This is a genomic window from Cytobacillus purgationiresistens, from assembly GCF_030813235.1.
In the GTDB taxonomy this organism is placed as follows: Bacteria; Bacillota; Bacilli; order Bacillales; family Cytobacillaceae; genus Cytobacillus; species Cytobacillus purgationiresistens.
Map to the genome: position 1 here is coordinate 1 of NZ_JAUSUB010000045.1, position 14470 is coordinate 14470.

Here is a 14470-nt window from a genome sequence, read left to right on the forward strand (position 1 = left end):
TTCTTATCTGAAATAGGCGTTTTTCTGTTTTTGGGATTGGAATACGGCTCTTTCTTATCTGAAATGGGCTTTTTTCTGTTTTTGGGATTGGAATAATGCTCTTTCTTATCTCAAATGGACATTTTTCTGTTTTTGGGATTGGAATACGGCTCTTTCTTATCTGAAATGGGCGTTTCTTTGTTTTTGGGATAGGAATACTGCTTTTTCTTATCTGAAATGGGCGTTTCTTTGTTTTTGGGATAGGAATACGGCTCTTTCTTATCTGAAATGGGCGTTTCTTTGTTTTTGGGATTGGAATACTGTTCTTTCTTATCTCAAATGGGCGTTTCTTTGTTTTTGGGATTGGAATACTGCTTTTTCTTATCTGAAATGGGCGTTTCTTTGTTTTTGGGATAGGAATACTGCTCTTTCTTATCTGAAATGGGCGTTTTTCTGTTTTTGGGATTGGAATACTGTTCTTTCTTATCTGAAATGGGCGTTTTTCTGTTTTTGGGATTGGAATACGGCTTTTTCTTATCTGAAATAGGCGTTTTTCTGTTTTTGGGATTGGAATACGGCTCTTTCTTATCTCAAATGGGCGTTTCTTTGTTTTTGGGATTGGAATACGGCTCTTTCTTATCTCAAATGGGCGTTTCTATGTTTTTTGGATTGAAATTCTGCTTTTTCTTATCTGAAATGGGTGTTTTTCTGTTTTGGGTATGGGAATTGCACTGGACACTTCTCTACATTTTATTTTTTGGCAAGCTAAAAACCAAGTCTGCAACAAGTGCAGACTTGGTTTTTTCATAGCAAATATCCATTATTCGCTTTGCAATACATACTCACTTGACTATTCTTGAATGATTGATCACCATAAAAATGATCAAATGTGAATGGAAATGAGATCTTGAATTCATCTAATATTTGGACATTCCTGTTGAAAATGGTTTCATGCTCGATTTTCAATTTCTCTTCTTCCAATATTAGCAGAATGGTTTGCAATCCTGACATCACTTGATAAGCTTCCTTCAATGTTCCGAAATACTCTTGCGTCGTCTTGAGTACATTCAATCCTTCAAATTCCTTAATCGCGTCATCTGAAAAATATAAAGGGAAAATATCTGAGTACATTCTTTCCACCAGTTCACCTATTTGCTGTTCCTGTTCAGCAGTAGATGCGAAGACTACTTTCACAAAAAAACCACCTTTTTTTCCTTGTAATCTGTTTGTAATAACATAAGAATAGCATAATCTGCACGATAACTAGCGTGGTAATTATCGCCATGGCAAAGGAGAAATAAGGCAAACAATCCTGTACTAGGATCCGCTGCCTAAATGCAACAATTAACACGGAAATCCATTGGCTTAGGTGGCGATGTTGCATGCCACATTTAAGGTTTGCCTTGCAGCCTCTTCATAACACAATTTCGCCAATAATGTGCGCTTTTAATGTCACTCTATTTTCGTTACAATAAATGAATACATAATGTCTATTAATGTTTATGAATAAATGAGCAGAATATGTTTTTTGGAAGGATGTAAATAATGGTAAAAACCAAAAGGTATGGTGACTGGTTTGAAATAACCGTTCCTAAAGATTGGGAAGGCGTGACGAGCGAGGATCTTTTTAAGAAATTTTGGAAAGCCCCAAAAACGATTACGCATCAGATGAGAATGGCAAAGGATGTGACGCTTGGCGGACAACCCGTTAATTGGAGTACTCCTTTAGCAATGGGTGATAAATTGCAGCTCCGCTTATTTAAAGAAGAAACCGTTGACATCAATCCTTATTATTATGATCTGGAAGTTCTATTTGAAGACGATCACCTAGCTATTTTTAACAAGCCGGCACATATGGATACCCACCCAAACTCACCTCAACAATCAGATACATTAGCAAATGCTGCAGCGTTTCATATGCAGATGAATGGAGAGATCCGAAAAATCAAGCATATTCATCGGCTTGATAAAGATACCTCAGGTGCCATTCTTTTTGCCAAGCACCCTCTTGCTGGATCGATACTGGATATCATGCTGGAAGAACGGTTAATTAAGCGAACTTACATTGCAGCCGTTCATGGAATAATGGCGAAAAAGAAAGGGGTCATCAACGCTCCAATCGGCCGCGACCGCCATCATCCCACGCGAAGAAGGTTATCCTCAAGCGGGCAAACAGCCATTACAAAGTATGAAGTTTTGCATATCCTTCAAGGAGAAAATATAACAATTATAAAGTGCCAGCTGGATACTGGGAGAACCCACCAAATTCGAGTTCATCTCAGTTCTATAGGCCATCCCATTGTTGGTGATGTTTTATATGGCGGAGAAAATTTAATCGATCGCCAGGCTCTTCATGCTGCAAAGTTGGAGCTGCATCATCCATTGACTAAGGAATCCATCGCGGTCACTTGCATGCCTCCAAATGATCTTAACCCTTACTTTAGTAAGGTAGCCAAGATATAATGCTATTGCTCAAGCAAAAAAGGGATGAACCCGGAGAAATCTCGGGTCCATCCCCTGCTTCAATTCAATACAAGGCGGCTTTATTGGCTGCCTTTTGAATGTTCAATCCGTTGTCTTACGCATTGAACGCAATACAAAGCTTACGATAAGCACTAAAACAATCGCACCAATTAATGCAGGTATAATCGCAAAATCAGCGATAACTGGTCCCCAATGACCTAAAACAAATGAACCAATCCATGCACCAATAAATCCTGCAATAATATTTCCAATAATCCCTCCCGGAACATCTCTCCCGGTAATTAAACCAGCGATCCATCCAATAATACCACCTATAATTAATGCCCATAAAAAGCTAAACATGATTATCCCTCCTTTTTATTTACTATCATTTGACTCACATGATTTTTTCATACAAGGTTTTTTGATTTCCAAAAAATAATAAATTAACCAGCATGAAAGAAGAGTAGGGATTTAGGATAGAATGTGAATGGTTCAATTTAATTTTCTTAAAGTTAATTTCCCTTCAAAAACAACATTTAAGGGCCATCTAGGAAGTCGGATAAACTGACTTACCAGATGGCCCATCTTTATTTACAGATTGTCTGGGTTGCTTCCATAACGCTCATTCATATTTAAAGCGTCAATTTGTCCCATTTCATCTAAGCTTAATTCGAAATCAAAAATATCGGCATTCTCTTGTAACCTTGCTTCATTAATTGTTTTTGGAATAATGATGACTTCGTTTTGCAAATGCCATCTCAGGATGACTTGTGCAGGTGTTTTGTCGTGTTTTGAGGCAATAAACCTTAAAGTAGGTTCGTCAGAAAGATTACCTCTAGCAATCGGTGCCCATGCCTCTAACTTAATATTTTTCCCCTTGCAATATTCTCTCAATTCTTCTTGGGAAAGACGAGGGTGCCTCTCTACTTGATTAACTGCTGGTACAATTTCAGCCGTTTCAAGAAGAGTATCGAGATGATGACTATGGAAATTACTTACCCCGATTGCTCTTACTTTACCTTCTTTATATATTTTTTCAAGCGCTTTCCAAGTATCCACATATTTCCCCGGGAGTGGCCAGTGGATTAAGTATAAATCAATATAGTCTGTATCCAGCTTCTTCAAGCTTTGTTCAAAAGCTGCTAATGTGGAGTCGTAGCCTTGGTCACTGTTCCAAACCTTTGTTGTTATAAAGATCTCTTCCCTCGGCAATCCACTAGCTTTAATGGCTTTTCCTACATCTTCTTCATTATCATAAAAAGCAGCAGTATCAATTAAGTGATAACCAAGCTGAAGGGCATTTCTTACTGTATCCTCGGTTTGCAAACCATTCTCTACTTTATAAACACCTAAACCAAACTGAGGCATGCTGATTCCATTATTCAATGTTATTGTCGATTGGATATGACTCATTTTTCCCTCTCCTTATTCATCATTTTTATTTCAAGAGAAAATCTTCTTGTTGCTCACCAAAGAAACAGAGGCGGTGAAGCGGTCTTGTCATTGCAACATAGAGCAGCTGGATATCAAGATTTGATTTTGCAGAATATCTCTCATCTATGGAAAAAATAATAACTGCATCGAATTCCAGGCCTTTTGCCAAATAGGCAGGGACAATCACAAGAACGTCTTTAGGAATTTTCTCTTCTTCCCCCAGCAATAGTACTGGAAGAGAAGAATGCTTTTGAAATTGCTTATAAAGCGTCTCGCAATCCTTCATCGTCTTCCCTATCATAGCAAAAGACTTGAATTTTTCAGCCTTTAAGCTATCGATTTGTTTTTCCAGTTGCTCAATCAACGCTTTCCCTTTTTTTGATTTGGTAAACTGCGGCGATTTCCCATGACGCACAACCGGCTCCACTTCAGGAAAGCCATATGGAAGGCGCTTTAGTAATTGATTCGCCATCTCCATAATTTCAACGGTTGTTCGATAGCTTTTCTTTAACTCTGCATAAGTTGCCCTAGGGAAAATTTCCGCTTGGACCGCATCCCAGCTAGTTAACCCCCGATAGGAATGAATCCCTTGAGCGAGATCTCCTACTAGCGTAAACATATCAGTATCCACCGCCTTTTTCAAAGATAATATTTCCATGAAGCTATAATCCTGTGCTTCATCTATCACAATGTTTTTAGCTTTATATTCTTTGTCTATTCCATTGAGGTGAACGTGCAAATATAACAATAACGCAAGGTCTTCTCGTTCATAGATCTTTTTCTTAAATAGAGTTTGATTATATTTACAAATCAGCTCAGCCTGTTCAGGATTTATCTTGGAATCTGAAAGTAACACAAGCTTTTTAGGGTCATTAAAAAGAGCATGGTAATATTGAAAAACAGTTTTTTTCGAGAATTGCTTCATATAAGATGGGACAGCAGATTTAATCGCTTTTTTTATTTCTGTAAGCTTTAAGCTCTTTTTGTCCAATGCAGCTGAAACATACGCTCGTCTTTTGTCAGGATCCTTAGCATTATATAAGGCACGTTCAATTTTTTCATCATAAAACAATTCAACTTTATCTATCATTTCTTTCTTTTTTCTTCTTACATCACTTTGCAGTATGGCCTTCAGTTTTTCAACCCTTCTATATAATGGGAGATAGTGAAACTCGTCCTGTAACAGTTGAATAAAGCGTTTCCGTTTAAACAGGCGATATTTATCAACAAAAAAATCGTCAGCTGGAAAAAAGGTTTGATAAATGTCTTTCATATAATTATTCAAAACAGTTTGAAACATAGGCGAACCCTTCAGCTTAGAAACTAGGGCTGCTTCTAGCGTTTCCTTCTCCTCAGGATGTTCGAGAAGATTGATTAAATGACTGTCCTTCTTCAAGCGGATTTGCTTGCCTATGCAGTCTCTTACATAGTCCTCAAAGGTCGTTTGCCGAACTCTTTCAACACCTAATTCCGGAAGAGCTTCTGAGATGTAATCAATAAATAATCTGCTTGGAGCTAGGATCATCAGCTGTTCAGGTGCGAAATTTTCTTTATATTGATAGATAAAATAACTGATCCTATGAAGTGCAATAGTTGTCTTCCCGCTACCAGCGCCTCCTTGCACGATGATGGGTTTATGCAGATCCGCACGAATGATTCTATTCTGCTCCTCTTGAATCGTCGAAACGATCTCCGTCAAGCGATTGCTCGAGCTGCCTGATAGTGATTCTTGCAATAATTGATCATTTGTTGTCAAATCAATATCGCGAATCTCTTCTATCTCCCCTTCTTCAATCATAAATTGTCGTTTTAAAACGAGCTCGCCTTTAAAACTTTCTTCATATGATTGATAATGCACTTCACCAATTCTGCCTTCATAATAAAGATTTGATATCGGAGATCGCCAATCTACAATAATCTGTTCTTGATTTTCTCTAGAGTATAATGAGGTTTTCCCAATATAAATAATCTCAGCATCTTGTTGATCCTCTCTTGAAAAATCAATTCGTGCAAAATATGGTTTGGTCCTCGCCTTTTTTAAACTTGCTAATTCATCCTTGGACATCGCAAAAAAACTGGCATTCGTTAACAATGAAGAATAGCCTAAACTGGATTCAGACCAATCTACATCTTGAAATGCTTCTAGCATATTTTCTTGAAACTGGTCCTGATTTGTTTCTGCAGTTTTAATTACTGCTTCCATATATCTTTTTGTAAATTCTAGTCGCTGGAATTCCTTTTGAAAATCGGGGTGTTTTAATTGAGTTGACATATGACTCACTCCAATCTTATTTTTTAGCCGCAAATGGAGAAATACATATGAACGCGCGTGAGAGGAAAATAATGTTATCAGAAAACTTAAGCAAAATCAATATCATTTGTTAATTACGAATAAATGCTCTGTAAATTATTCATTAAGAAATATTAATTTTTTGTAAAGACGGGTGGAAAAAAAACACATAATGGAAGCGTTTACTTGATATTGTCATTTTTTATTTTATTCAATAGCATCAACGGTTTCTTTTAAAATTCTTGCATAAGTTTGGATTATTACCAAAATGTTTCAAAACGACAAAAATCGACTTTTGGTCATCAACGTGAAAAATACTTCTTTATACTTTAATTTTTTTCAGCTAAAATAATAACGTTTGAAGGTTATGTTTGCCTAAAATTAATGGGGGTATTAATGATGGTTTTTAAAAAGCAGGACAAGTTCAATACATTGTTGAGCAATATTGCAGTGAATCTAAAAGAAAGTGCAATGTATTTTGCAGACTATAAGCTAAAGAATATTAGTGATTTGAAAATCTTCTCAGAGAAAATGAAAGACTTTGAAACAAAAGGCGATACATATGTTCACGAGACAATTAAAGAACTGAATAACGCCTTTATTACACCGATTGAAAGAGAAGATATCCTGCACCTTGCTATGGCCATGGATGATGTTCTTGATGGGTTTGAGCAAACAGCCGATCTTTTCGAAATGTATTCAATTACACAAGCCGATGAATTTATGTTGAAATTCGTTGAAGCCATTCGTGAATGTGCGATTGAAATCGAAAAATCTGTTGAATTATTATCTACTAAGAAACTATTAAGCATTAGAGAGCATGCGATTAGAATCAAAGATTATGAGTCTAAGTGTGATGGAATCCTTCGTCAATCGATCAAACATCTTTTCTCGGTTGAAAAAGATCCGATTCGTATCATTCAATACAAAGAAATCTATGAAAACCTTGAAGAAATTGCTGACAGCTGTCAAACAGTTGCCAACGCATTTGAAACAATCATTATGAAAAACGCGTAAGGAGCAATTACTAATGGATGCAATTTTTCTTATTACAGTCTTAATCGTCATCTTTGCATTAGTCTTTGACTTTATTAATGGTTTCCATGATACAGCCAATGCCATTGCAACATCAGTGTCTACGAAAGCATTAAAACCAAGACATGCCATTATCATGGCAGCAATTATGAACTTTGTTGGAGCGATGACCTTTACTGGCGTTGCAAAAACAATTACCAAAGACATTGTTGACCCCTTTACATTGCAAAATGGGGATATTGTTATATTATCTGCATTAATAGCAGCTATTTTTTGGAACCTTTTAACATGGTATTATGGCATTCCAAGTTCCTCTTCCCATGCATTAATCGGTTCGATCGCCGGTGCTGCAATCGCTGCAGCAGGTGTAGCCTCTTTAAACTACAGCGGTTTCATTAAAATTATACAGGCTTTACTTTTCTCGCCGCTTATTGCTTTTGCAGTTGGATTTATAATTTATAGTATCTTTAAAATTGTATTTAGAAACAATAACCTAACAAAAACAAATCGAAACTTCCGAACTTTTCAAATTTTCACAGCTGCTCTGCAATCCTACACACACGGAACGAATGATGCCCAGAAAGCAATGGGTATCATTACAATGGCGCTAATCGCTAACGGGTACGCGACAACAAGCGATATCCCATTCTGGGTTCAATTCTCCTGTGCGCTTGCCATGGGATTAGGTACTTCTGTAGGCGGCTGGAAAATCATTAAAACGGTTGGCGGTAAGATCATGAAGATCCGCCCCGTAAATGGGGTGGCGGCCGACTTAACTGGCGCAATGATTATCTTTGGCGCGACTGCCTTGCATATGCCAGTCAGTACAACTCATGTTATCTCTTCTTCTATTCTAGGTGTAGGTTCTGCTCACCGCGTTAAAGGAGTTAAATGGGGTACAGCCAAAACAATGATCATTACGTGGATCATTACGTTGCCGATTTCTGCTACCATTGCCGGAATCACTTATTTAATATTAAGTTCTTTCCTATAATATCTAAGGAGCCTATCTAATAGGCTCCTTCTTGTATTGTTGAGACCTTGAGAATATGATTTCTAAAATGCTTTGGCAGCCATTAACCCTTTCATCAAATTTAGCTAATTTTGTTCAAAAACCTTATACCCTATTCCTGCTTCGGATTGAATGCACTAGCTATGTATAGCCTTGTGCCTTTAATTGTAAGATTCATTCTTTTCCCTTAGTACAACTTTAGTGCTAATTCAGTTCCCCCCATTTACTCAAATAATCCATAACCAATATTCAGTTTATTGTAATGAAGAATCATTCGTCTCAGATAATCAATACTAAGAAATATATCACTTGATATAAACGAAAAAAACGAATACTATATAACATGTGAGTTTTTTTGTTCGTATTTAGATTGAATTGCTAAACATCTTGGAGGACTAATCATGTTCAAACTTATTGAAAATCAAACCAATGTAAAAACAGAAATCATGGCCGGTATTACTACCTTTTTAACAATGGTTTATATTGTCGTTGTCAATCCAGTCATTTTATCGGATGCCGGCGTCCCTTTTGAACAGGTATTTGCAGCTACAATTATTTCTGCTGTTGTGGGAACACTTTGGATGGCTCTATTCGCCAATTACCCGATAGCGATTGCTCCTGGTATGGGATTGAATGCATACTTTGCGTATTCTGTTGTTGGAACACATGGAAATATTGATTATATGACTGCTTTTGCAGCTGTTTTTGTTGCAGGACTTATTTTCATCATTTTGTCATTAACCTCTTTTCGCCAAAAATTAATTGAAGCCATTCCTGATAATTTAAAGTTTGGAATTTCCGCAGGGATCGGGTTATTCATTGCATTTATCGGTTTAAGGATGACTGGCCTTATTACAAGCCATCCTACCAACCTGGTGGCGCTGGGCGATCTAACCTCGCCTTCCGCTGTTCTCGCTATTGTTGGTCTGTTAGTCACATTAATTTTAATGGCACTTAATATTACTGGAGCACTCTTCTATGGAATGATTGTTACTGGATTGATCGCTTACTTTACTGGACAGCTTTCATTTGATGCTGGGATTCTCGCTTTCCCTTCCCTGCCAGAAGGCATTTTAGTCTTTAATCCTGTAACAGCCATTGGTGAAGTCATTCAGCACGGCTTATATGCTGTTGTGTTTTCATTCTTGCTCGTTACAATCTTTGATACGACAGGCACAATGGTCGGTGTCGCACAGCAAGCCGGACTAATGAAGGGGAAAACCCTTCCTAGAGCAAGACCTGCCCTTTTATCCGACTCTGTAGCTTCGACAGTTGGTTCAATGTTCGGCACAAGCCCAACTACTGCCTTTATCGAATCGTCAAGTGGTGTAGCTGCAGGAGGAAGGACAGGCCTTACTTCGTTGACAGTGGGTGTATTGTTCATTGCAGCTGCTTTCTTTGGCCCGTTGGTTAGTGCCGTATCCGGCATTTCAGCCATTACAGCCCCGGCTTTAATTATCGTGGGCAGCTTAATGATGGGAAACATCGCTCATATTAAATGGGGAGAAATGGACGAAGCCTTCCCTGCCTTTTTAATTATTCTTGCGATGCCTTTAACTTCAAGCATCGCAACAGGTATAGCTCTTGGATTTATTACTTATCCAATTCTGAAAGTAGTGAAAGGAAAAGGACGCGAAGTTCACCCGCTTGTCTATATCTTTGCTGTTCTCTTCTTATATCAATTAGCATTCCTGCCGCATTAAATCATGCAATTATAAAAAAACAATCGACAGTAATGTCGATTGTTTTTTTGATGTTTGAAAAGCTCTCGGTATTTAGGCTAATTATCCCTTTCTCTTTTCAACTTCACTGGAGATCGGCTTAATTATGCGGTATTTACCTCTTTCTCTCTTCATTTTCACTGGAGATCGGCGTAATTATGCATTATTTAACCTCTTCTCTCTTCTACTTCACTGGAGATCGGCTTAAATATGCGATATTTATTCTCTTCTCTCTTCTACTTCACTCGAGATCGGCGTAATTATGCGGTATTTACCTCTTTCTCTCTTCATTTTCACTGGAGATCGGCTTAATTATGCATTATTTACCCTCTTCTCTCTTCATTTTCACTGGAGATCGGCTTAATTATGCATTTTTAAACCTCTTCTCTCTTCACTGGAGATCGGCGTAATTATGCATTATTTAACCTCTTCTCTCTTCATTTTCACTGGAGACCGGCTTAATTATGCATTATTTACTCTCTTCTCTCTTCATTTTCACTGGAGATCGGCTTAATTATGCATTATTTAACCTCTTCTCTCTTCATTTTCACTGGAGTTCGGCTTAATTATGCATTATTTACCCTCTTCTCTTTTCATTTTCACTGGAGATCGGCGTAATTATGCATTATTTACTCTCTTCTCTCTTCACTTTCACTGGAGATCGGCGTAATTATGCATTATTTACCCTCTTCTCTCTTCATTTTCACTGGAGTTCGGCTTAATTATGCGGTATTTACCTCTTTCTATCTTCATTTTCACTGAGATCGGCGTAATTATGCATTATTACCCTCTTCTGTCTTCACTTTCACTGGAGATCGGCTTAATTATGCATTATTTACCCTCTTCTCTCTTCACTTTCACTGGAGTTCGGCTTAATAATGCGGTATTTACCCTCTTCTCCCTTCATTTTCACTCGAGATCGGCTTAATTATGCATTATTTATCTCTTTCTCTTTCCAAATTCACCGGAGATTGGTAAATGATGCACGATGGATCCTTACATTTTCCAATCTCAATTGCTGCTTACCTAAAATCGCTAGGCTACGGAGATAGTAAGAAAGACATCATTATATTTAAATTCAAAAATTTATTTTTTAGATTTCTGCCTCAATCTTATTGTTCGGATCATTATATACACTTCTATCAATTTCACCGGTTACTTTACTAGTCAGTATACCTGATGTCATTGATCCGCTGACATTCACTGCTGTACGCCCCATATCAATTAACGGCTCAACAGAAATTAACAGGCCGGCTAAGGCAACTGGTAAATCTAAAGCAGATAGTACTAAAATAGCTGCGAAGGTTGCCCCTCCCCCTACTCCAGCTACTCCGAATGAGCTTATCGCTACAATCAATATAACTGAGAAAATAAAGCCGGGAGAGAGAGGATTAATGCCTACAGTTGGAGCAATCATTACTGCTAACATTGCCGGGTATATACCAGCACATCCATTTTGTCCGATCGAGAGCCCGAATGATCCTGAGAAGTTTGCGATTCCTTCCGGTACCCCAAGTGATTTTTGCGTTTTTATATTTAACGGCAAAGCCCCTGCACTTGTGCGTGAAGTAAACGCAAACGTTAATACTGGGAATGCCTTTTTTATATATAAAATAGGGTTTAATCCAGCTAAAGCAAGCAAGATTAAATGGATAATGAACATCACTGCTAATGCCACATAGGAAGCTGCAACAAACTTCCCTAGGCTAAGGATGGAGTCAAAGTCGCTTAACGCTACTGTCTTCGTCATAATAGCTAGAACTCCATATGGCGTTAACCTTAGAATAAGTGTAACAACCCTCATAATAATACTATAGAAAGCATCCACAATTTTCGCGAATAATTCTGCCTGTTCAGGTGATTTTCTTCTTACTCCAATATATGCAATACCTAAAAAGGCTGCAAAAATGACAACTGAAATCGTTGATGTTGAACGCGCCCCTGTTAAATCCAAGAAAGGATTGGCAGGCAATAGATCGAGCATTTGCTGAGGAAATGTTTTACCCTCTATCGACTGATAGCTTTCTTCAAGCTGCGCACCTCTTGCAGTCTCAGCTTCTCCTCCTGAAATCTGGATTGCTTCCAAATTAAAGCCTGTTGCTGTCGCTATTCCTACAGCTGCTGCGACAGCAGTCGTTCCTAATAATAAACCAATGATTAATACACTAATCTTTCCAATATTATTCGTTAGCTTTAATTTTGTAAACGCCGCTAAGATAGAGATAAACACTAGCGGCATAACAATCATCTGCAGAAATTTGACATATCCGCCGCCGACAAGATTAAACCAATCGGTAGATTCCGCCAAAACCTCGGAATCAGCGCCGTAAGCAAACTGCAAACCAAATCCAAAAATAATTCCAATCCCTAAAGCAGCAAAGACACGCTTTGAGAATGAGACATGCTTTTTTTGCATATAAAATAAACCCAAAATTAAAATAAGCATGATAGCTAGATTTAATATCATTAAGCCAGTATCCATTCTTCTTCCCCTCCTAATGTATGACTTCATTACAATAATACTTATATTCCGATGAGTCAAGTCGGAATTCTTAGTTTGATCCATTTATATTTTATTCTCTTTTAAGACCATTCATTCACTGAAAAAAAAAAAAGAAACGGTTCCTTCTCCAAGAAAGAATCGCCTCTAAATCACAAAATATTGCAACTGATAAAAAAGTGAGTAATAAACTCATTTTCCCTGCTTTTCAAGAATTTTAATAATCCTGTCTAGCTTATCTCTAATTGCTGAATGAAAGGCATAAACGAAAAAGCTCCTAACATAATCAAAGAGATGATAATGACAGGAATTCCAAGACACATCATTAATCCTTCTTGTTTATTGGATAATCATTGCCCTTTCGAATTGGTTAAAATAATTACAGCCCTAAACTTCCTATCGCGTTAGGCTTTAGATAAACCCTTCGTTTTCTTTGTGCACTGCTCCATCGCCGATAGAACTGCTGCACGTAATCCTTGTTTTTCTAATTCCGTAACTGCTTCAATCGTTGCTCCTCCTGGTGTACACACTTGATCCTTTAATTCTCCAGGATGCTTGCCAGTATCCAGCACCATTTTTGCTGCTCCTAATACTGCTTGAGCAGCCATTTTATAGGCTTGTTCCCTGGATAAGCCTTCTTTTACTCCGCCATCGGCAAGTGCTTCAATGAACATATATACGTAAGCAGGAGAAGAACCGCTAATCGCAGGAACAGAATCCATCAACCTTTCTACGATCACTTCTACTTTTCCAAAAGAAGAAAAAATATCAATGACATCCTGCAGACTTTTTTCATCCAAAAGATCATTTGCACAAACTGCACTCATCCCTTCACCTGTTAAGGAAGGCGTGTTAGGCATAGAGCGCACCGCTTTTAGCGGATAGCCAAAGGCTTCCTCTAAATAGTTCAAGCTAATGCCTGCAGCAATTGTGATAACGGTAGTACCGTCTTTCAGATCGCCTTTTATCTCAGAGATAATCTCACTATGAATATTTGGTTTTACTGCGAGAAAAAGAATATCTGCCACTTTTGCCACTTTTATATTAGATTCTGTAACCTCTATCTGATAATTAGCTTTAACCTTTTCAAGTGTTTCTATAGATTTCGCACTTGCGATCATCTGATCAGGCAATACCAACTTTGACTTTAATATTCCACCAATGATTGCCTGTGCCATCTTTCCACAGCCGATAAATCCAATTGTTTTGTCCATCTCGTTACACTTCCCTGTCATATACTTCTACATATAGGCTATTATACTTTACTCCTATAACCTTAACAAAAAATGAGCAAAATAAGAATGAATAGTCTCAAATCCATGTTACGATGTGAAAAACAAATTTTTCAAGGGAGACGACAAAATGAGTGAGATGCTTTCAAGCCAATTCTACAGACAGCCAACTCTTGAACTAGCTAAGGCACTGTTAGGATGCCTTTTAGTGAAAGAGACCCCTGACGGCACTGCCTCTGGATATATCGTTGAGACAGAGGCTTACAAGGGGCCTGATGATCAAGCTGCTCATAGCTATAAAAATAGACGAACGAAACGAACCGAGGTCATGTTTCATCATCCAGGTGTAGCCTACACATACGTCATGCACACACATTGCTTAGTTAATGTTGTCAGCGGAGCATTGGAAAAGCCTGAAGCAATATTGATTCGGGCAATTGAACCCGTTGAAGGCATTGAGCTAATGAAGGAGAGAAGAAAGACCACGATCTTAAAAAACCTTACCTCAGGCCCAGGAAAATTAACGAAAGCCTTGGATATTCATATGGGAGATTACGGGCAAAAACTGATTGAGAAGCCAATATATATACTGAAAGGTTATACACCAGCCATCATATCAGAAGGAAAAAGAATTGGAATCGACAATTCCGGTGAGGCGAAGGACTATCCATGGAGATATTGGATAACAGATAATCCATTTGTTTCAAAGCATCAAAAAGAGGAAAACAGAATTCATTTACCTTGAATGTATTTGATATTTCAAAAAGAAAGCAAAAAGGCACCCCAAGGGGCGCCTTCTTC

Annotated in this window: 12 protein-coding genes; 6 read left to right on the forward strand and 6 right to left on the reverse strand. The window is 37.9% G+C overall.

Going from position 1 to position 14470, the window contains the following annotated elements; all coding sequences use genetic code 11:
- The first annotated feature begins 438 nt into the window (after positions 1-438).
- Positions 439-789: a hypothetical protein gene (locus J2S17_RS26825; protein WP_307479995.1), complete on the forward strand. Its 351-nt coding sequence runs from the start codon at positions 439-441 to the stop codon at positions 787-789.
- Here J2S17_RS26825 and J2S17_RS26830 read toward each other — a convergent pair.
- Entirely contained in the window at positions 784-1173 is a 390-nt protein-coding gene (locus J2S17_RS26830) for a DUF5365 family protein (RefSeq protein WP_307479998.1), read from the reverse strand. The genes J2S17_RS26825 and J2S17_RS26830 overlap by 6 nt on opposite strands.
- Positions 1174-1524: 351 nt before the next feature.
- Here J2S17_RS26830 and J2S17_RS26835 point away from each other — a divergent pair, with 351 nt between their 5' ends.
- The gene (locus tag J2S17_RS26835) at positions 1525-2442 is read left to right on the forward strand and encodes an RluA family pseudouridine synthase (RefSeq protein WP_307480000.1); all 918 of its coding nucleotides are present in this window, start codon (positions 1525-1527) and stop codon (positions 2440-2442) included.
- A 102-nt stretch (positions 2443-2544) separates the two neighbouring features.
- Here the strand turns inward: J2S17_RS26835 and J2S17_RS26840 are convergent, their stop codons facing one another.
- From J2S17_RS26840 to helD, 3 genes are all read right to left on the reverse strand, one after another.
- Positions 2545-2805, reverse strand: a complete 261-nt coding sequence (locus J2S17_RS26840) for a GlsB/YeaQ/YmgE family stress response membrane protein (protein WP_307480001.1) — start codon at positions 2803-2805, stop codon at positions 2545-2547.
- Between the two features lie 231 nt (positions 2806-3036).
- A complete protein-coding gene (locus J2S17_RS26845) occupies positions 3037-3858 on the reverse strand; it encodes an aldo/keto reductase (protein WP_307480002.1) in 822 nt (273 codons plus the stop codon).
- 25 nt (positions 3859-3883) lie between these two features.
- A complete protein-coding gene (helD, locus tag J2S17_RS26850; RefSeq protein WP_307480006.1) occupies positions 3884-6151 on the reverse strand; it encodes an RNA polymerase recycling motor HelD in 2268 nt (755 codons plus the stop codon).
- Positions 6152-6568: 417 nt separating this feature from the next.
- On the opposite strand from helD, the gene J2S17_RS26855 reads away from it, so the two are divergent.
- From J2S17_RS26855 to J2S17_RS26865, 3 genes are all read left to right on the forward strand, one after another.
- A complete protein-coding gene (locus J2S17_RS26855; protein ID WP_307480054.1) occupies positions 6569-7186 on the forward strand; it encodes a DUF47 domain-containing protein in 618 nt (205 codons plus the stop codon).
- A gap of 13 nt (positions 7187-7199) precedes the next feature.
- Positions 7200-8198, forward strand: a complete 999-nt coding sequence (locus J2S17_RS26860) for an inorganic phosphate transporter (protein ID WP_307480007.1) — start codon at positions 7200-7202, stop codon at positions 8196-8198.
- Positions 8199-8617: 419 nt separating this feature from the next.
- Positions 8618-9919: an NCS2 family permease gene (locus J2S17_RS26865; protein WP_307480009.1), complete on the forward strand. Its 1302-nt coding sequence runs from the start codon at positions 8618-8620 to the stop codon at positions 9917-9919.
- Between the two features lie 1111 nt (positions 9920-11030).
- Here the strand turns inward: J2S17_RS26865 and J2S17_RS26870 are convergent.
- Together J2S17_RS26870 and proC are read right to left on the reverse strand one after the other, a co-directional pair.
- Positions 11031-12419 carry an L-cystine transporter gene (locus J2S17_RS26870; RefSeq protein WP_307480012.1) on the reverse strand — a complete coding sequence of 463 codons (1389 nt, stop codon included), beginning with the start codon at positions 12417-12419 and terminating at the stop codon, positions 11031-11033.
- Between the two features lie 422 nt (positions 12420-12841).
- Entirely contained in the window at positions 12842-13651 is an 810-nt protein-coding gene (gene proC, locus J2S17_RS26875; RefSeq protein ID WP_307480015.1) for a pyrroline-5-carboxylate reductase, read from the reverse strand.
- A 148-nt stretch (positions 13652-13799) separates the two neighbouring features.
- Between proC and J2S17_RS26880 the strand changes: the two genes are divergently transcribed.
- Entirely contained in the window at positions 13800-14414 is a 615-nt protein-coding gene (locus J2S17_RS26880; protein WP_307480017.1) for a DNA-3-methyladenine glycosylase, read from the forward strand.
- Positions 14415-14470 lie beyond the last annotated feature (56 nt).

Excerpts from the sequence above, each read along its gene's own strand:
- J2S17_RS26835 (WP_307480000.1), top strand. The coding sequence starts at position 1,525 with ATGGTAAAAACCAAAAGGTATGGTGACTGGTTTGAAATAACCGTTCCT.
- J2S17_RS26840 (WP_307480001.1), bottom strand. The coding sequence starts at position 2,805 with ATGTTTAGCTTTTTATGGGCATTAATTATAGGTGGTATTATTGGATGG.
- J2S17_RS26845 (WP_307480002.1), bottom strand. The coding sequence starts at position 3,858 with ATGAGTCATATCCAATCGACAATAACATTGAATAATGGAATCAGCATG.
- helD (WP_307480006.1), bottom strand. The coding sequence starts at position 6,151 with ATGTCAACTCAATTAAAACACCCCGATTTTCAAAAGGAATTCCAGCGA.
- J2S17_RS26855 (WP_307480054.1), top strand. The coding sequence starts at position 6,569 with ATGGTTTTTAAAAAGCAGGACAAGTTCAATACATTGTTGAGCAATATT.
- J2S17_RS26860 (WP_307480007.1), top strand. The coding sequence starts at position 7,200 with ATGGATGCAATTTTTCTTATTACAGTCTTAATCGTCATCTTTGCATTA.
- J2S17_RS26865 (WP_307480009.1), top strand. The coding sequence starts at position 8,618 with ATGTTCAAACTTATTGAAAATCAAACCAATGTAAAAACAGAAATCATG.
- J2S17_RS26870 (WP_307480012.1), bottom strand. The coding sequence starts at position 12,419 with ATGGATACTGGCTTAATGATATTAAATCTAGCTATCATGCTTATTTTA.
- proC (WP_307480015.1), bottom strand. The coding sequence starts at position 13,651 with ATGGACAAAACAATTGGATTTATCGGCTGTGGAAAGATGGCACAGGCA.
- J2S17_RS26880 (WP_307480017.1), top strand. The coding sequence starts at position 13,800 with ATGAGTGAGATGCTTTCAAGCCAATTCTACAGACAGCCAACTCTTGAA.